This window comes from Streptomyces sp. NPDC020958, assembly GCF_055562175.1.
In genome coordinates this window covers 1-17,525 of record NZ_JBVHFU010000034.1, presented here as the reverse complement: position 1 = coordinate 17,525, position 17,525 = coordinate 1, and the positions used below count along the sequence as shown (strand labels likewise).

Genomic DNA, 17,525 nt, shown 5'->3' with positions numbered 1-17,525 from the left:
CGAGAACACCACCCCCACCCGACCATCACCCACAACCCCGGTCACCACACCCGCCACAGCCCGCCCCTCAGCCGCAGCACACAACCCCTCCAACAACCGCTCACGGCCCCGACCCACCACCGCCAGACGGTGCGAAAACCCCGTAGTCCTCGTCACCGCCAGCGAGAACGCGACATCCCTGACCGCAACCTCCGGACGCGCCGACACGAACTCCGCCAACCGACCCGCCTGCGCAGCCAACGCCACACCAGACCGCGCCGACAACACCCACGCCACCGGACCCGCAGACTCCAGCCCCGACCCGGCCTCAGGTGCCACCGACCGCTCGGGGACGGGAGCCTCGCCGACCACCACGTGGCAGTTCGTACCGCCCATCCCGAAGGAACTGACACCGGCGATGAGCGGCCGATCGGCCTGCGGCCAGGGCGTCGTGCGGGTCTGGACCCGCAGGTTCAGCTCGTCGAGCGGGATCTGCGGGTTCGGCGCGCGGAAGTTCAGGCTGGCCGGGAGCTCGCGCCGGCGGATGGCCAGCGCGACCTTGAGGAAGCCGGCGATGCCCGCCGCGGACTCAAGGTGGCCGATGTTCGTCTTGACCGAGCCGACGGCCAGCGGGCCGTGCTCGCGGCGGTCCCGGCCGAGCGCGGCCCCGAGCGCCGCCGCCTCGACCGGGTCGCCGATCCGGGTCCCGGTGCCGTGCAGCTCGACGTACTGCACGTCCGCCGGCCGCAGGTCCGCGAGCTGGTGGGCGCGCCTGATGACGGCTTCCTGCGCGGCGCTGCTCGGGACCGTCAGGCCGTCGCTGGCGCCGTCGCTGTTGACGGCGCTGCCGCGGATCACGCAGTACACGGAGTCACCGGCGGCCAGCGCGCTCGCCAGGGGCTTCAGGACGAGCACGCCGCCGCCCTCGCCGCGGGCGTAGCCGTTGGCGCGCTCGTCGAACGTGAAGCAGCGCCCGTCCGGCGAGAGGCCGCCGAACTTCGCCTCCTCGGCGGCCGTCTCCTGGCTGATGCTGAGCTTGACGCCGCCGACCAGCGTGCTGGTGCACTCGCCGCGGCGCAGGCTCTCGCACGCCAGGTGGACGGCGACCAGCGAGGACGACTGGGCCGTGTCCACCGTCATGCTCGGGCCGTTCAGTCCGAGCGCGTAGGACACCCGGTTGGCGATCATTCCGCGCTGCAGACCGGCGTTGCTGTGCGCCGTCACGGCGTCCGTTCCGCGGCCGCGCAGCAGTGCGGCGTAGTCGTCGCGGTTCGCTCCGATGAAGACGCCGATCCGGTCGCCGCGGACGTCGCCGGGCACGATTCCGGCGTCCTCGAACGCCTCCCAGCTCAGTTCGAGCACCAGCCGCTGCTGGGGGTCCATCGCGACGGCTTCCCGGGGCGAGATGCCGAAGAATTCGGCGTCGAACCGGTCGACGCTCTCCAGGTAGCCGCCGAATGCGGTGCCGGGCAGGGCTTCGCCCGCGCGCGGGCGACCGATCTCCTCCCGGTCCGCCGGCACTCGCGTGATCGCGTCGCCGCCACTACGGAGGAGTTGCCAGAAGGCATCGAGGTCCGGCGCCTTGGGCAGACGGCATGACATGCCGATGACCGCGATCATGTCATCCTGCGCAGGAAGTTGTTCAGCGCCCGGCATGTCCATCCGTCCCCTGCGAAGAAGGAAATTAGCGTTCTCAGAAGGCTGTGAGCCTGTTACCGCCGGCACCGTCCGCCGCTGCGGCGCCTCTGGGCCCGGGTCAGTGTCGTTACGCGCGCTGACCACACCGCGCCCAGTCCCGGTGCTGCGGTCCGCCGGCACCGGTCGGCAGGAGGCCTGGCGTCCGGGAGGAGCGCGTGCCGGGTGCCGACCCTCGGGTGCCCGCTGACGGCGCGCCAGATCGGCCTGCCGGGATTCGCTGGAAGTCGTTCCGCCCCGCGCCGGGTGATCCAGCGGCACGGACACGCCGAGCACCGCGGGCCGGTCGCTCCCGACCGAGCCGCGTCGACTCACCCCCGAAGACACGCAGTAGGCTCACCGGCCGATCGTCCAGTCCTTCATGGGAAGAAGCTCATCACGTGGGCGGACGGCCCGAAAATGACGCCGTTCCACCAGACGCCCATCGGGAGGCAACCAGGTCGTCCCGGCAGGGCGCCGAATCGGACAGACAGCGGACGCCCAGGTGAGCGGACATGCGGATCCGGGCGGTCATCGCGGGGGAAGCGTGGAGTTCCCGGTGGATGGAATCCTGCCATCGGGCAGTTCGCGCGCCGTCCCGAGGCCGGCGCCGGTCCGTCGGTGTTCAGGTCGCCGTGCCGCGCCTGGCGCGGCCCGCGAGCTCGGTGCGCGCGCGGCCGTCGGTGGACGGGCCGGTGCGGATCTCCACCTGTTATCGTGGCGCATCGCCCGTCAACAACGGCTTCGGGCCAGGGTGGTGGGCACCGTGCCGGCGTTCACCGCTGTCGCTTCCGGCGCACGGGTGACCGTCGGTTCCCGCCGGCCGCGCCGGTCCGGCCGGTCCGTGGGATCGAGTCGTCGACTCACCCGGTCGTGGGCTCGTTCTCGCTCCCCGGTACGGCCACCCGGTTGCCGACACGACGGCATCGAGGGCCACGACACCCGGTGCGGCGGTTGCGCATGAGGTGCGAGTGACTGCGGCACGTGGCAGATGCATCACGAACCATCCTGCTGGTACTAGCACTTGGAGTGGCATGTCCGTTCTGTCTGTCGATGATGATCTGTGGTGCCGCCGCTACCACCCGTCCCCCACGGCCAAGGCCCGCCTGGTGTGCTTCCCGCATGCGGGCGGCTCGGCACCGTTCTACCTGCCCGTCGCATCGGCGCTCAGCCCCGATGTGGACGTCATCGCCATCCAGTACCCCGGGCGGCAGGAGCGCCGCGCCGAGCAGCCGCTGACGGACGTGGACTCGCTGGCCGAGCGGATCCACGAACTTTTGCTGCGTCAACCGTCGCTTCCGGTCACGTTCTTCGGCCACAGCCTCGGTGCCACCATCGCCTTCGAGACCGTCCGCCGGCTCGAAGCCGGCGGCAGTCCGGTCACGCACCTGTTCGCTTCCGGCCGCCGTGCCCCGTCCGCCCACCGCAACGGGGGCGGCAACATCCACCTGCGGGACGACGACGGCATCCTGACCGAGGTGCGCCGGCTGAACGGAACTGCCGCGAGCGTCCTCGGGGATCAGGAGCTGATGCGGGCCGCCCTGCCGTCCTTGCGTGCCGACTACCAGGCCGCCGAGACCTACCGGTGCGCTCCGGACGCGGTCGTCGGCTGCCCGGTCACGGTCCTGACCGGCGACACCGACCCGGAGACGACGCTGCCCGAGGCCCGTGCGTGGGAGCAGCACACCACCGGCACCTGCACGGTCCGCACCTTCCCGGGCGGGCACTTCTTCATCACGGCGCACGTGGGCGCGATCAACTCCCTTCTCAGGGAGCACTTTTCGCAGTAGGCCGACGCCGAGCGCGGGACGGCGGTCCGGCCTCGACGACCGACGCCCCGACCGCCTCCGCGATGCAGCGGTAGGAGGTAGGGGCGTTGGAGGAGGTGGAGGTGGCGGTGGCGGTGGCGGTAGGGCGTGGCCCCGGTGCGGAGCCCGGCTGCTCAGTGGAGCAGGCCGGTTCCCTTCCCGGTAGCGAGGCGGTCGGACACCACCGACACGACCCCGGCGATCTCCTTGACCAGGTAGAAGTGCCCGCCGGGGAAGACCCGGAAGTCGAAGTCGCCTTCGGACGCCTGCTCCTCCCAGTCCCTGACCTCCTCGATGCTGGCCTCCCGGTCTCGGTCCCCGACCAGCGCGGTCACGGGGCAGCGCAACGGCTCACCGGCGACGTAGCGGTACCGCCCCACGGCCGTGTAGTCACCGCGGAGCGTCGGCAGCACCATCTCCCGCACTTCCGGGTTCTCCATCGCCCGGGCTTGCGGGCCGCGCCGCGAGCGGATCTCCGCGATGATCCCTTCGTCGTCGAGCAGGTGGTGCGTCTCCTCGCGCAGGCGGGTCGGGGCGCGCCGGCCGGAGACGAACAGGTGCGCGGGCTGGCCCGGGTGGTCCCGCTGGAGGCGCCGGGCGACCTCGAAGGCGAGCACGGCGCCCATACTGTGGCCGAACAGCGACAGTGGACGGTCCAGCGACCCGGTCAGTGCGCGGGCGATGTGGTCCGCCAAGGTGGGGATGTCCTCGATGCAGGGCTCGGCCCGCCGGTCCTGGCGTCCGGGGTACTGCACCGCGAGGACGTCGACGGCCGGAGCCAGCGCTCGCGCCATCGGCAGGAAGAACGGGGCGGAGGCGCCCGCGTGCGGGAAGCAGACCAGGCGGCTCTCCGCGTGGTCTGCTGGCACGAAACGCCTGAGCCACAGGCTCTCGTCACCCTCGTCGATTCCCATCCCGCCCCTCCTGGCAGTCCTTGTGTTCCCGGTGTTCCCGGTGTTCCCGGTGTTCCCGGTGTTCCCGGTGTTCCCGGTGCTTCTGGTCGGTCTGCGGGCCTGAAGCGGGTTCACGCGCCCTCCGGCAGCGCCGCCCAGCCGTGCGCGGCGTCCGAGGGCAGCAGGACGCTCACGGTGACCTCGACCACCGCGTTCTCCGGTATGCCGCCCCCGCGGCGGCTGATTCTCTCGATCAGCCGCGAGGCGTGCTGCCCGCTGATGCCGGCGAGCAGCCCGCGCAGCTTCTTGATCTTGTCCGGGCCTCCGATGACCATTTTCACCCGGTCCTGCCGTTGCGGTTGCGGAAGGAGTTCGACCGCCTCCCACGCGCCGTCGCCGACCTGCTCGTACCGGCAGCAGCACTCAGTGGCGCGCTTGGTCTCCTCCCCGACCCAGACCTGTCCCGCCGGGGCGGCGCTGGCCAGTTGGAGGCAGCGACCGACGACCGCGCTGTCGAGGTCGCGCAGTGTGCCGTCGTCGGGGCGGTAGCTGTGCGTCGCGTCGGTGGACACGACCGCGACCTTGACCGCCGCCGGCGGGACCCCGTCGGCGGCGGTGTCGCGGACGGGCCGGGTCCGTCCGAGCGCGGCACGGATCGCCAGGGCTGCCTCGACGGCACGATCGGGGGCGTGCTCGGCGTCGTCGAACAAGATCCAGCTCACGGACGCGACCCTGCTGATGACCACGCCGCCGTACCGGCTGACCTCGCGGTCCACCGTCGCGGCCACCGTGTCTAACGCGGACACATTTTCAGCGACGTCCGCCCCGGGCCTGGCCTCGCCGACGACGGCAAGCACGGTGGCCAACTGCCTCTGGGGCAGCGGCACGTCGCAGCCATCCGTCGGGACGAGCTCCGGGCGGCGGGGCTCGGCGGGACGTTCCTCGCGCGGCACGGCGGCCGGTACCGGCTGCTCGGCCGGGACGTCGGCCGACCAGGGGCCGCCCATGATGCCGTTGTCGCCGAGCGCGGGCATCTCACCGCCGTGCCAGTCCAGCCTCACGTCCTGCTTGAGGATCAGGTGTTCGAGCTCCTGGAGTTCCCGGCTGGGTTCCAGTCCGTGGGCCTCGATCAGCGACACGCGGGCGCGGCGGTAGACGTCGAGCGCGTCCGACTGCCGACCGCACCGGTACATCGCGAGCATCAGTTGTGCCACCAGGCGTTCGTGGAACAGCTCCCGTGCCGCGAACAGTTCGAGTTCCGCGATCACCTCACGGTGCCGCCCGCAGGCAAGTTCGGCATCGAACAGTTCCTCGACGGCGACGACGTACGCGTTCTGGACGGCGGCGGCCTCGGGCCACGCGGCGCACGTCTCGGCCAGATCGGCGAGGACCGGGCCGCGCCAGACGTCGAGTGCCGAGCGGAGCACGCGACGCGCGGATTCCCAGTCGGCGTCGGCGGCGTGCGCACGGCCCTGTTCGGTGCGTTGCGTGAACACGTTCAAGTCGATGCTGCCGGGTTCGACGCGCAGCAGGTATCCGGGCGTGTGGGTGAGCAGTACCGGCGGGTCGGCGCTTCCGCCGTCACAGGCCAGCATTCCGCGCAGCGAGGAGGCCGCATTCTGCAGCATCTTCCTTGCGGTCGGCGGAATGTGGCCGTCCCAGAGGGAGTCGAGCAGTTTGTTCGACGGGACGATCCGGTTCGCCCTCAGGAGCAGCATGCCCAGCATCGCACGCTGCTTGATCCCGCCGAGCGGCACCGCCCTGTCCTGAGAAACCACTTCCAGTGGGCCTAGGATATTGAACTGCAATTTGTCCTCCCGCCATGCGCGACGCAGTTCGTCCACAATTGGACAGGTCCTGCAAGGTGCTCACGGATCAATGGGCTACAGGAATTCACGGACCATCGGGGCACTGAACTGCCGAGGGTTGTTCAGACGGGAGAAGGCATCCTGCGGAGCCCTTGCCGACGCTCTTGGCGGCATGGACAAAACATCTGGTACTGCGTCAGAGAGCGGTGGCGGCACGGGAAATGATCGCGATGGGGCCGAGCATTTCACCGGCCACCCGTGCCGCCGGGAATCCTGCCGCGGCTCTTCGGCCACCCAACCCGGCTCCATGACCCTTCCCCGAAGGCCCGTCGCCATTTCGTGAAGGCACAGCGCCCACCCGCCCGGCCTGCTTCCGTCCGAGGACGTCGCGGCGGCGGCGGACGCTCACGTTGATCTCGCCCTGTGCGGAGAGCATCATCCGCAGCCGGCCCGGCACTAATCCCGTCATCATCCTTCGTCCCCCGATCGCCGTCACCTGAGGTTACACGAGCATGACATAAAGACGAGGCAAATACGTGCCCACACCGATCCCCTTGCACTCCCGGAGGAGGGCGATTGAGACAAGCTTCGCAACGAGGGGTGTCCGTAATGCGGAACGGAGAATCCCGTTTGGCCATAGTTGCACGCCACACCTAATATTCGGCAAAGCTTTAGTATGGTGACTCAAGGTCAAATACTGATGACTGGACGTCAAACTGGCGCCAAGGTCCCAGTCGGGCCCGTCAGCGGGCGGGCGCCCCGGCCCGCTCCTCCGGGCCGGTCGTGGCGGGGGCGTCGGCCAACTGGTTGAGCAGTTGGGCGGCCAGGGCCAGCAGCTGCCGTTCGACCGGACTGAGCGCACCGAGGGCGCTGCCGAGCCATGCGGCGCGCTGCGCGAGATCGTCGGACAGCGCCCGGGCACCGGCGTCGGCGATCGAGAGGATCGAGGCGCGCCGGTCGGTTTCCGAGCGCTGCCTGGTGATCAGGCCGTCGGCCTCCAGCTCGGCGAACGTCCGGGTCAGGGACTGGAGTTGCTGGTGCTCGGCGAGGGCCACGGCACTGGGGGTGCAGGGCCCGTTCCGCCGCAGGTGGCCCAGCACGATGATCTTGTTCGCGGTCAGGGCACCGGCCGGGCGCTCGTGGCGCAGCCGGGAGCCCAGGCGGAGCAGGCCTTGGAGCAGGGCCTGGGTGCAGTCGTCGGTGTCCATCCTTCAATACTAAACAGCATGTAGTATTAGCGGAAGCGGTGCCCCGGTATTCTGCGCAGAATGGGCCATGCAGAGGGTGGGAATGCTAATCAAAGTCTATTATTCAACGGTGGCGATGGTCGCCGTGCTGGGCTCCTTCTTCACGGCGGTGGAGATCGCGCGCCTCGCCGCTGGGTACCCGGGGGCGGTGCTCGGGGTGCCGGCCGTCATCTTCGCGTTCACGGTGTCGCGCCGCCCCGGCGGTGAGCCGGTCCCGCAGAAGGTCATTGCGGCCGTCGCGCTCTCGGTCCTCGCGGGGGCGAGCGTCTGGCTCGGTGGGCAGATGGCCGTTCACCCCGTGACCGGCGGGGCGGTGTTCGTGGCGCTGATGGCGGGTTCGATCTGGACCAGGCGGTTCGGAGCGGCGGTCACCCGGCTGGGGGCACTGGTTCCGCTGGCGCTGATCGCCGCCCTGCTGTCCGCCGGATCCGCTACCGGGCACATGGCGTGGTGGCCGATCTGCGGCTGGATGGCGCTGGTGGGGTTCAGCGCCTTCGTGTGGGTCCGCGTGGTTCGCCTGGTCGCCGAGAAGCTGACCGGCCTTCCGGGTTCGCCGCCGGCGCAGGCCCCCGCCAAGCGGTCGGCGCGGCGCGCCGGACTGTCGCCCCGCAGCCGGATGGCGCTCCAGATGGCGGTGGCGCTGACCGCCGCGTTCTCGCTCGGGCACCTGATGTTCGGCGAGCACTGGCAGTGGTGCGTGATCAGTGCCATGGTCGTCAGCCTCGGCCCGGTCGGCCGCGGGGACCTGGCCCTCAAGGGCGTCGAGCGTGGTCTGGGCGCGATGGCGGGCACGCTCGTCGCGGCACTGATCGCCGCGGTGGCCGAACCCCACGGCACGACCAGCATCGTGCTGATCTTCGTGGTGCTGGCCGTGGCCACGACCCTGCGCACCTACAACTACGCCTTCTACGCCGCGGGCATCACGACGGCGCTGTCCATGTTCTACGGGTACTTCGGCCAGTCCCCCGAGGACCTGCTGCTCATCCGCCTGCAGGCGCTGGTTTTGGGGGCGGTGCTGGCGGTGGTCGTGGGCTGGTTCCTGGTGCCGGTGCGCACCGGCGACGCGGTGCGCGCCCGGCTGGGCGCGACCCTCGCCGCACTCGCCTCGCTGCTCGATGCCCGCCGCGACGGGGCCCCCACCGCCAAGGCGCTCGCCGCGTTCGACGCCGCGGCCACCAACTTGCACGCGAGCGCCCGTTCACACCGGCTGCACCGCAGGGCCACTCGGAGGCTGGGCGCGGGGCACAGGATCACGCCGGCCGATGCCTGCGAGGCGCTGCTCGCGGCTCGCGGCCCGGTGCACGCCCTGGCCGCGAGCGAGCCCGGCCCGCGCGAAGGTGCCACCGCCGAGACCGTAAGGCTGTTGCGCCGTGCCGTGTCGGCCCCGAAGGGCCCCCTGCCCGAGCTGCCGGAACCCGCTGCGACGGCGCCGCTGGCCGACCTCGATGCCGCGCTCCGACGGTTCGCCGCCGCGATCCCGGCCCTCGCCAAAGGCCGGCCGTCCGAGGTGGCCGGCAGCGGCGAGGCCCTCCAGCCGCCGGTTTCCGCCGCCTGACCGTCACTGGCCCGCCTCTGGCTGACCAGCCGTCAGTTCGACGTGGTCAGGCAGAGGCGCTCAAGACCGCGCAGGACGGTGTGGGGCTTCCACACGGGCGGCTCGGTCGTCCGGGCCTCGGCGAGGACCGGCAGCAGGTGGCGCAGGGCGATGGCAGCCTCGGCGCGTCCCAGCGGGGCGCCCAGGCAGAAGTGGATCCCGTGGCCGAACGACAGGTGCCGGCGGGCGGGACGGAGGAAGTCGAAGTCCTCCGGGTCGTCGCCGAGCGCCTCGTCGCGGTTGGCCGCGCCGACGAGCATGAGGGCACGCGCGCCCGCCGGGACCGTGGTGTCGCCGACCGTGGTGTCCTCCAGCGCGGAACGGACCAGGAGCTGGATGGGCGGGTCGTAGCGCAGGGCCTCCTCGACACACCGCTCGACCAGGTCCGGGTCGGCCCGCAGGGCGGCGAGCTGGGCGGGGTGGTTGAGCAGGGCGAGGACGGACCCGCCGATGAGGCTGCGGGTGGTCTCGTGGCCGGCGATGAGCAGCAGCCGGCAGGTGATGATGATCTCGTGCTCGGTCAGCGTGCCGTCCTCGTCGTGGACATGGACGAGGGCGGAGACGAGGTCGTCGCCCGGCTCGCTGCGCCGCCTGGGAATCAGCGCCCCGAGGTACTCGTGGAAGCTGTCCCGGGCCGCGCGCATCGCGACGCGGTCCTCGGGTGTGATGAGGAAGCCGGGGTCGATGCTCCGGGACAGCTGCTCGGACCAGGTCACCACCATCGGCCGGTCGGCCACCGGGATGCCGAGCAACTCGCTGATCACCCGGACCGGCAGCGGGAGCGCGAGATCGCCGATGACGTCGAAGTTCGGGCCGAGCTCGCCCACCAGCTCGCCGGTGATCGCCTCGATGCGCGGCATCAGGGCCCGGACGCTCGCCGGAGTGAGGGCGCGGGACACCAGGCGGCGCAGCCGCGTGTGGTCGGGCGGGTTCAGCCGGAGCATGTTGCTGGCGTTGTCCTGGGCGGTGACCACGGCCGTGTCGGCGTCGGCGGCACTGGCGGTGTCCGGGGCGGCGGGTGCGGGTCGGCCGGCGCCCCGCCACAGGCTGCGCAACGGGCTGGCCTCGCGCGGCGCGTGGCCGAAGGCCGAGCTGCCGAGGACCGCCGCGCAGTCCTCGTATCGGCTGAAGACGAACAGCTTCTCGTGCGGGCGGACGACCGACTGCCGCGCACGCCACTTCGCGTATTCCGGGTACGGGTCACCGAGGCCGAAGAGAACGGCGAGGGCCTGGAGTTCCTCCGGGCGGACCTCAAGGTCAGTCATCAGTGTGTCCCCGTCGGCTGTGCGGGCTCACGGGTGAGCCGGGTGGTCAGTGTGGTGGTCGAGCAACGTGGCGGGCAGGGGCCGGCCGACGAGCGGACGCGGCGTCGGGGCGGCTGCCGTCAGAGGACGGTGTCCTCGTACCCGGCCGGCCGGCCTTCGAGGATCACGGTCTTGGTCTCCAGGTAGGGCAGCAGTCCCTCGCGCCCGCCTTCGCGGCCGATGCCGGACTGCTTGAACCCGCCGAACGCGATGCCGAGGTCGCTGCGCAGCGCGTTGTGGCCGACGGTGCCGGAGCGCAGCTGCCTGGCGACCTCACGGGCACGGTTGACGTCGTTGGTGAACACTGCCGCGTTGAGGCCGTAGATGGTGTCGTTGGCGATCCGGATCGCCTCCTGCTCGTCGGCCGCGGGGATGACCGACAGCACGGGGCCGAAGATCTCCTCTTGAGCGATGACCGAGCGGTTGTCGACGTTGCCGAACACGGTGGGCTCGACGTACCAGCCGCGGGTCAGGCCCTTCGGGCGACCGCCTCCGGTGGCCAGCGTGGCCCCTTCCGCGACGCCCTTGGCGATGTATCCCTCGACCCGGTCCCGCTGCCGGCCGGCCGCCAGCGGCCCCATCTGCGAACGCGGGTCGAACGGGTCCCCGACGCGCACCCGGGAGAACACGCCGGCGAGGGCCTCGACCAGTTCGTCGTGCCGCGAGCGGCTGACCACGATCCGGGTCAGCGACGAGCAGACCTGCCCGGTGAGGAAGCACTCGGCCTGGGCGAGGCTGCGCGCGGCCGTCCCGAGGTCCATGTCGTCGAGGATCACGGCGGCGGACTTGCCGCCGAGCTCCAGCGTGCAGCGGGCCACCCGCTCGCCGCAGATCGAGGCGATGCGCCGGCCCGCGGCCGTCGACCCGGTGAACGTGATCTTGTCCACTCGCGGGTCGCGCACCAGCAGTTCGGACACCTCGCGGTCGGCGGTGACGACGTTGAGCACGCCGGGCGGCAGCCCGGCCGCCGCGGCGGCCTCGGCGATCAGGTAGCCCTCCCCCGGCGCCTCGGGCGCCGACTTCAGGACCACCGTGCACCCGGCGAGCAGCGCGGGGCCGACCTTGTTGGCGATCATCCCCATCGGGGCGTTCCACGGGATGATCGCACCGACCACACCGGCCGGCTCACGGACGATCATGCCGAACTGTCCGCCGGCCGTCGGCTTGACCGGCTCCTCGAACGGGAAGGTGCGGGCCAGCGCGGCGTACCGCTTGAAGGCGGCCTCCGCGCCGGTGCCGGCGGTGGCGGCGAAGGTGTGCAGGACACCGGACTCACGCGGCCAGATCTCGGCGATGTCCTCACCGCGGAGCCTGAGTTCCGCACCGATCGCCCGCAGGTACCCGGCCCGCTCGGCCGGCGTCAGGCGCGGCCAGGGACCTTCGTCGAAGGCCTCCCGCGCCGCCGCGACGGCCCTCGACATGTCGGGGGCCTGCGCCTGCGCGACCCTGAAGTAGACCTCCTCGGTCCCGGAGTCGATCACGTCGATCATGGCGCTGGACGACGGCTCGACCCACTGCCCGCCGATGAAGAAACGGTCCGTCCGACCGATCGGCGCCTCCGCGCGTCCCGCCAGGCTCATCCGGTCATCCTCCCGATCGCCGTCTCGACGGCGATCATGTTCGCGTGCGCCCGACGGAGGCGTAAATGGCGCTCCGCCTACCGTCCGCCACTGCGGGGTAACTGGGACTTCCATCCCGGGGCACGGCCCGTCCGGGATCCCGACCCGCTCCTTGACTGACCGTCAAACGCCTGCCGGGACGGCCGACCGGGCTCTGTTACGCTGCCAACGGCCCCCGTCCGAGGGGTCCGAGTTCTTTACCCGAGTCCCGTCGATACCGGGGCGATTCAACAGGATGGAACAGCGTGGACGTCGGCATCCGGGAAGCAGTCGGTCCGAAGCCGGGATCCGGCAATGTCCAGCCCAAGAAGCTGCTCCTGCGCGCACTCGCGGGAGAGCGGACCGAGCGGCCGCCGGTCTGGCTGATGCGGCAGGCCGGACGGTACCTGCCTGAGTACCACAAGGTCCGCGAGGCGGCCGGCGGCATGGTGGGGCTCTGCACCACGCCCGAGCACGCCGTCGAGGTCACCCTGCAGCCGCTGCGCCGCTTCCCGCTCGACGCCGCCATCGTGTTCGCGGACCTTCCGCAGGTCGCCGCCGCACTGGGCCAGACCCTGGACTACCGGGTCGGCGAGGGGCCGGTGCTGACGCCGCCCGTGCGCTCGACGGCGGACATCGCCGAATTCCTGAGCATCTCCCGCCTCCACGAGGAACTGGCCCCGATCTACGAGACGGTCAGTCAGCTGACCCGCGCCCTGCCCGCCGAGACGGCCCTGATCGGTTACGCCGGCGCACCGTGGACCATCGCCACCTACATGGTCGAAGGCCGCGGCGGCGCCGCCTCGGAGCACTCCGTCGTCAAGCAGTGGGCGCTGAGCGACCCCGACGGGTTCCAGCCCCTGATAGACCTGCTGACGACCGCCATCATCCAGTTCCTCGGCCGTCAGATCGAGGCGGGCGCCGAAGCGGTCCAGGTGTTCGACAGCTGGGCCGGGGTGCTTCCGGACGTCCTCTTCGACCGCTGGTGCGTCAAGCCGATCGCCGCCATCATCAGCGCGCTGAAGGCGCAGTACCCGGACGTTCCCGTCATCGCGTTCCCCCGGGGCGCCGGGCTCTCCTACAACGGCTTCGCCGAGGCGACCGGTGCGGACTGCATCGGCCTGGACTCCACGGTTCCCCTCGACTGGGCCGCGCGCAACCTCCAGCGCGGGCTGGGCCGTTGCGTGCAGGGCAACCTCGATCCCCAGCTGCTGATCGCCGGCGGTCCCGCGCTCCACACCGAGACGGAGCGCATCCTGCGCGGCCTGAGCGGGGGGCCGTTCGTGTTCAACCTGGGACACGGCATCGTCAAGACCACGCCCATCGAGCACGTCACCGCCGTCGTCGAGCAGGTGCGCGCCTGGAGCACGCCCACGGCGTAAGGCTGCTGCCGCCGAACCCCTGGGGGCGGCTTCGGCCGGGAGGGCGGACCGTGGCCGGTCCACCGGTGCAGTGGAAAGGGCCCTGGGGACCCGGCGGAGCCGGGTCCCCAGGGCCCTTCGACGTACTGCGGCCCGCCCTGCGTCAGCTGATCCGGAGCGGAAGGCACAGCGGCCCGCGGGCCAGGCGCCCGCCCCAGACCACCGTGGACGGGTCCTGGAGGCTGAACTCCGGGATCCGCTCCATCCAGACCTCAAGTGCGACGCGCAGTTCCATCCGGGCCAGGTGCGACCCGAGGCAGCGGTGGATGCCGAGGCCGAACGCGGCGTGCCGGTTGCCCTCGCGGTCGATGAGGACCTCGTCGGCACGGTCGAACTGCGCCGGGTCCCGGTTGGCGGAGGGGAAGGACAGCAGCACCCAGTCGTCGGCCTTCATGTCGACGCCCCGCCAGTGCATGTCCTCCTTCACCAGCCGGGACATGGTGACCGGCGCGAAGGCGCGCAGGAACTCCTCCATCGCGGTCGGCAGCAACTCGGGCTCGGCCACCAGGCGTTCGCGGTCCTGGGGGTTCCCGGCCAGATGCCACAGGGACGAGCCGATCGACTTGGTCGTCGTGCCGATCCCCGCCGCGAAGAGCAGCAGCATCATGCTGATGATGTGGTTGGGATCGAGCTTGCGGCCCCGGAGCTCCACGTTGAGGAGGTAGGTGATCAGGTCCTCACGCGGGTTCTTGACGTGCTCCTTGATCTCCGCGAGCAGGAAGACGAACATCTTGCTCAGCTGTTCGACGTGCTCGTCCCGCGAGTCGAGGGCGTCCTCGCGGTTGATGTTCGCGATGAGCTCGCGGAACAGCTTCCGGTCCCGCTGCGGGATGCCGAGCAGGTCACCGATCACCTGCTCGGGCACCCGCTGGGCGTACTCCTCGGCCGCGTCGACGACGTCGTGCTCCTTGAAGCCGTCGATGAGGGAGTGGCAGAACGCCCTCGTGGTCGGCTCCAGCTTGGCCACCGCGGTCTTGGTGAACGCCGGCAGCAGCAGCTTGCGCGCGCCGTGGTGGAACGGCGGGTCGGAGGTGATCGGCGGCAGTTCACCGACCGGCGCCAGGTCCCGCGGCGGCCGGAAGTTGCCCACGTTCACCGACCGCGAGGAGAAGCGCTCGGTGTCGTAGGCGACCGCCGCGATGTCCTCGTACCGGGTCGGGATCCACGCGCCGCCGAACCGCTCGGTGTGCGCGATCGGGCACCGCTGCCGCAGGTCGTCCATGATCGGGAAGGGATCCTCGGCCCACCGCGGATCCAGGTGCGAGAAGTCCGTCGCCCAGTCGGTGACCGGGCCGGTGATGTTCTCGCTGCGGATGTTGTGGTAGCGGTCCCGGTCCGGGTCCCGGAAGTCCTTGTTGAAGCGGTCGTCGGCGGCCACGTCACGCACCCTCGGTCAGGGTGATCGCCCGCTCCGGGCAGCTCGCGACCGCGAGGCGGACCTCGCGCTCGTCGCCCGACGCCACCGAGCCGTCGCCGGGAACGTTCCCGTAGCCCTCGCCGTCCTCGCCGAACACGCCGGGGGCGATGTCGTAGCAGCGGCCATGGCCCTGGCAACGTCCGGAGTCGATCTGTACTTTCACAGTGAACCGTCCCACTTGTCATGAGGCTGATCCGCATGGCCCCGTTCGGCCATCCTGCGCGGCAGGCCAGCGGCGGCGGAGGTCTCCGGGAAGGCGATGACGCCCCGGTCGAGCGGGTTCGACGGGCGAACGGGCCCCATGGCCACGGGCGGTCCCCCCAGCATGCGGTCGAGCCGGATACCTGCGGTGTTCATGCTGCCCGGCATCGCACGGCCGCCGAAAGGGCGGTCGGCCATCGCCCGGCCATCGCGGAGTAACTGAGTGCCCATTGCCGGGAACGACGTCCCGGGGTCGGTGGCCGAGGACGCGGGACCGGCCGGGCCTCCGGGGCCGACACGCAGAAACACGCCGTCGGCTGGTCGGACGGCGTGTATCCGGCGGCGCGAGGACCGACCCGCTGTCAGTCCGTACCGATGCCGGCGGCCACGGGCTCCTTGGCCTCGGCCGCGGCGGCCCCGCCCTCCTCGGCACCCGCCGGCTGGGCCGGGACGGTGAGCTCGGACACGCCGAGGTCGGACACCTCGGTCACCGCCGCGAGAGCCGCCTCGATGGCATCAGCCAGCGTCGGGGAGTCTGCGTCATCGAAGTCCATCCGCGTGACGGTGACCTCGGCGTCGGTCGGAAGCACGTCGGTGCCGAAGTCGGCGGCGCCGCAAGCCACCTTCAGGGTGGTCATCTCGTCCTCGGTAATCTCCCGGCTGAGAACCAGCGAGAACACATACCCCATTGACTGTCACCTTTTCATCTTCTGTGTGTCGCGGTGTCGCGGAACCGTACTTCAGCAGGCGGATGTGTCGTCAGAGGGCGGTGTGCTCATATCCGGCCGACCCTTGAGGATCACCATCTCTTCGTCGTTGCCAGGCCCGTCGCGCTCTCATGCTTGCTGGCGCCGCGCGGTGGTGTAAAGGGTGGTCGGCCATCGGTCGGCCACTGCGGGGTAACTGGCGCGCGCCACGGACCGCGATGGGCACTCAATTACCGTGCGATGGCCGGACGATGGCTGACTGCCCTTTCCGTGCCGGTCGGTGCCAGGAAGCATGGACCGCGTCGGCACCCGGCACGTCGCACGCTGAGGAGACCGCTCGTGGGCATCCGGCCCACTGGACCCGCCGGGTTTCGGGGGGTTCCGGTCGCCGCCGCACGCGCCCCGCGAGGACCCCGTGCTCTCGTGGGCCGCGGCATGGAACTGATCGAACGGCACGACGAGCCCGGCACGACGAGGTATGCCGAACGGGCGTGCGGATCAGTCTCATGACAAGGGGCCATTTCACTGTGAATGTACAGATCGACTCCGGACGTTGCCAGGGCCATGGCCGCTGCTACGACATCGCCCCCGGCGTGTTCGGCGAGGACGGCGAGGGCTACGGGAACGTTCCCGGCGACGGCTCGGTGGCGTCGGGCGACGAGCGCGAGGTCCGCCTCGCGGTCGCGAGCTGCCCGGAGCGGGCGATCACCCTGACCGAGGGGGCGTGACGTGGCCGCCGACGACCGCTTCAACAAGGACTTCCGGCACGCCGACCGGGATCGGTTCCACACTTCGCGCGGCGAGATCATCACCGGCCCGGTGACGGACTGGGCGACGGACTTCTCGCACCTGGATCCGCGGTGGGCCGAGGATCCCTTCCCGATCATGGACGACCTGCGGCAGCGGTGCCCGATCGCGCACACCGAGCGGTTCGGCGGCGCGTGGCTGCCGACCCGGTACGAGGACGTCGCGGCGATCGCCTACGACACCGACCGGTTCTCCTCGCTCGGAACCAACATGAGCGAGTTCCGGCCGCCGCGGGACCTGGCGCCGATCGGCGAGGCCCCGCCGATCACCTCCGACCCGCCGTTCCACCATGGCGCGCGCAAGCTGCTGCTCCCACCGTTCACCAAGACCGCGGTCGCCAAGCTGGAGCCGGGCACGAGGGTGTTCTGCCACTCCCTCATCGACGGCTTCAAAGGACGCGACGTCGTCGACGCCGCCCACGCCTACGCGCAGCAGATCCCGAGCCGGGTCATCGGCGACCTGCTCGGCCTGCCCCCCGAGGACCGGGAACGGTTCCACGAGCTCGCCACCAACCTGGAGGGCGAGGGCAAGCAGTCGCGGGAAGAGCGCCTGGAACACATGGGCCGGGTGTTCATCTACCTGCTCGCGGAGGTCAACAAGCACGTCGAGCAGCCGCGTGACGACCTGGTCAGCTACCTCCTCAACGCGCAGCTGCACGGCCGCAAGCTCGAACCGAACCACGTCATCGGCACCATCATGCTGCTGCTCATCGCCGGCATCAGCACGACCTACAGCGCGATCGGCACCTCCCTGTGGCACCTGGCCGGGAACCCGCAGGACCGCGAACGCCTGGTCGCCGAGCCGGGGTTGCTGCCGACCGCGATGGAGGAGTTCCTGCGCGCCTATGCACCGGTCACCATGGCCCGGCTGGTGAAGGAGGACATGCACTGGCGGGGCGTCGACATGAAGGCCGACGACTGGATCCTGCTGTCCTTCCCCTCCGCCAACCGGGACCCGGCCCAGTTCGACCGGGCCGACGAGGTCCTCATCGACCGCGAGGGCAACCGGCACGCCGCGTTCGGCCTCGGCATCCACCGCTGCCTCGGGTCGCACCTGGCCCGGATGGA

General features: G+C 71.0%; 14 protein-coding genes. 5 read left to right on the top strand and 9 right to left on the bottom strand.

Annotation, left to right across the window (positions count from 1 at the left end; all coding sequences use genetic code 11):
* On the bottom strand, positions 1 to 1,635 hold a 1,635-nt coding region (locus tag ACZ3KP_RS40735; protein ID WP_467506162.1), incomplete at its 3' end, for a type I polyketide synthase.
* A gap of 1,052 nt (positions 1,636 to 2,687) precedes the next feature.
* Here ACZ3KP_RS40735 and ACZ3KP_RS40730 point away from each other — a divergent pair.
* Positions 2,688 to 3,443: a thioesterase II family protein gene (locus ACZ3KP_RS40730; protein ID WP_467506159.1), complete on the top strand. Its 756-nt coding sequence runs from the start codon at positions 2,688 to 2,690 to the stop codon at positions 3,441 to 3,443.
* A 152-nt stretch (positions 3,444 to 3,595) separates the two neighbouring features.
* On the opposite strand, the gene ACZ3KP_RS40725 is transcribed toward ACZ3KP_RS40730, so the two are convergent.
* The 3 genes from ACZ3KP_RS40725 to ACZ3KP_RS40715 form a co-directional block, all read right to left on the bottom strand.
* A complete protein-coding gene (locus ACZ3KP_RS40725; RefSeq protein ID WP_467506158.1) occupies positions 3,596 to 4,375 on the bottom strand; it encodes a thioesterase II family protein in 780 nt (259 codons plus the stop codon).
* 110 nt (positions 4,376 to 4,485) lie between these two features.
* Positions 4,486 to 6,132 (bottom strand): BTAD domain-containing putative transcriptional regulator, encoded by a 1,647-nt coding sequence (locus ACZ3KP_RS40720; RefSeq protein ID WP_467506157.1) that lies wholly within the window; start codon positions 6,130 to 6,132, stop codon positions 4,486 to 4,488.
* Positions 6,133 to 6,905: 773 nt separating this feature from the next.
* Positions 6,906 to 7,370 (bottom strand): MarR family winged helix-turn-helix transcriptional regulator, encoded by a 465-nt coding sequence (locus tag ACZ3KP_RS40715; protein WP_467506155.1) that lies wholly within the window; start codon positions 7,368 to 7,370, stop codon positions 6,906 to 6,908.
* Positions 7,371 to 7,485: 115 nt separating this feature from the next.
* On the opposite strand from ACZ3KP_RS40715, the gene ACZ3KP_RS40710 reads away from it, so the two are divergent.
* The gene (locus tag ACZ3KP_RS40710) at positions 7,486 to 8,964 is read left to right on the top strand and encodes an FUSC family protein (RefSeq protein WP_467506160.1); all 1,479 of its coding nucleotides are present in this window, start codon (positions 7,486 to 7,488) and stop codon (positions 8,962 to 8,964) included.
* A gap of 32 nt (positions 8,965 to 8,996) precedes the next feature.
* Here ACZ3KP_RS40710 and ACZ3KP_RS40705 read toward each other — a convergent pair whose 3' ends face one another.
* Positions 8,997 to 10,268 (bottom strand): cytochrome P450, encoded by a 1,272-nt coding sequence (locus tag ACZ3KP_RS40705; RefSeq protein ID WP_467506154.1) that lies wholly within the window; start codon positions 10,266 to 10,268, stop codon positions 8,997 to 8,999.
* Positions 10,269 to 10,387: 119 nt separating this feature from the next.
* On the bottom strand, positions 10,388 to 11,887 hold the full coding sequence (locus ACZ3KP_RS40700; RefSeq protein WP_467506152.1) for an aldehyde dehydrogenase: 1,500 nt from the start codon (positions 11,885 to 11,887) through the stop codon (positions 10,388 to 10,390).
* A 284-nt stretch (positions 11,888 to 12,171) separates the two neighbouring features.
* Here ACZ3KP_RS40700 and hemE point away from each other — a divergent pair, with 284 nt between their 5' ends.
* A complete protein-coding gene (hemE, locus tag ACZ3KP_RS40695) occupies positions 12,172 to 13,287 on the top strand; it encodes a uroporphyrinogen decarboxylase (RefSeq protein ID WP_467506151.1) in 1,116 nt (371 codons plus the stop codon).
* 142 nt (positions 13,288 to 13,429) lie between these two features.
* Here the strand turns inward: hemE and ACZ3KP_RS40690 are convergent, their stop codons facing one another.
* The 3 genes from ACZ3KP_RS40690 to ACZ3KP_RS40680 all read right to left on the bottom strand — a co-directional run bounded on the left by ACZ3KP_RS40690 (position 13,430) and on the right by ACZ3KP_RS40680 (position 15,633).
* Positions 13,430 to 14,704 (bottom strand): cytochrome P450, encoded by a 1,275-nt coding sequence (locus ACZ3KP_RS40690; RefSeq protein WP_467506150.1) that lies wholly within the window; start codon positions 14,702 to 14,704, stop codon positions 13,430 to 13,432.
* A gap of 1 nt (position 14,705) precedes the next feature.
* On the bottom strand, positions 14,706 to 14,906 hold the full coding sequence (locus tag ACZ3KP_RS40685; RefSeq protein WP_467506148.1) for a ferredoxin: 201 nt from the start codon (positions 14,904 to 14,906) through the stop codon (positions 14,706 to 14,708).
* 400 nt (positions 14,907 to 15,306) lie between these two features.
* A complete protein-coding gene (locus ACZ3KP_RS40680) occupies positions 15,307 to 15,633 on the bottom strand; it encodes a hypothetical protein (protein ID WP_467506146.1) in 327 nt (108 codons plus the stop codon).
* Positions 15,634 to 16,178: 545 nt separating this feature from the next.
* Between ACZ3KP_RS40680 and ACZ3KP_RS40675 the strand changes: the two genes are divergently transcribed.
* Positions 16,179 to 16,379, top strand: coding sequence for a ferredoxin (locus tag ACZ3KP_RS40675; protein ID WP_467506144.1), 201 nt, complete (start codon positions 16,179 to 16,181; stop codon positions 16,377 to 16,379).
* A gap of 1 nt (position 16,380) precedes the next feature.
* Positions 16,381 to 17,525: cytochrome P450 (locus ACZ3KP_RS40670; protein WP_467506142.1), on the top strand; the 1,145-nt coding region annotated here is incomplete at its 3' end.

Excerpts from the sequence above, each read along its gene's own strand:
- ACZ3KP_RS40730 (WP_467506159.1), top strand. The coding sequence starts at position 2,688 with ATGTCCGTTCTGTCTGTCGATGATGATCTGTGGTGCCGCCGCTACCAC.
- ACZ3KP_RS40725 (WP_467506158.1), bottom strand. The coding sequence starts at position 4,375 with ATGGGAATCGACGAGGGTGACGAGAGCCTGTGGCTCAGGCGTTTCGTG.
- ACZ3KP_RS40715 (WP_467506155.1), bottom strand. The coding sequence starts at position 7,370 with ATGGACACCGACGACTGCACCCAGGCCCTGCTCCAAGGCCTGCTCCGC.
- ACZ3KP_RS40710 (WP_467506160.1), top strand. The coding sequence starts at position 7,486 with ATGGTCGCCGTGCTGGGCTCCTTCTTCACGGCGGTGGAGATCGCGCGC.
- ACZ3KP_RS40705 (WP_467506154.1), bottom strand. The coding sequence starts at position 10,268 with ATGACTGACCTTGAGGTCCGCCCGGAGGAACTCCAGGCCCTCGCCGTT.
- ACZ3KP_RS40700 (WP_467506152.1), bottom strand. The coding sequence starts at position 11,887 with ATGAGCCTGGCGGGACGCGCGGAGGCGCCGATCGGTCGGACGGACCGT.
- ACZ3KP_RS40680 (WP_467506146.1), bottom strand. The coding sequence starts at position 15,633 with ATGGGGTATGTGTTCTCGCTGGTTCTCAGCCGGGAGATTACCGAGGAC.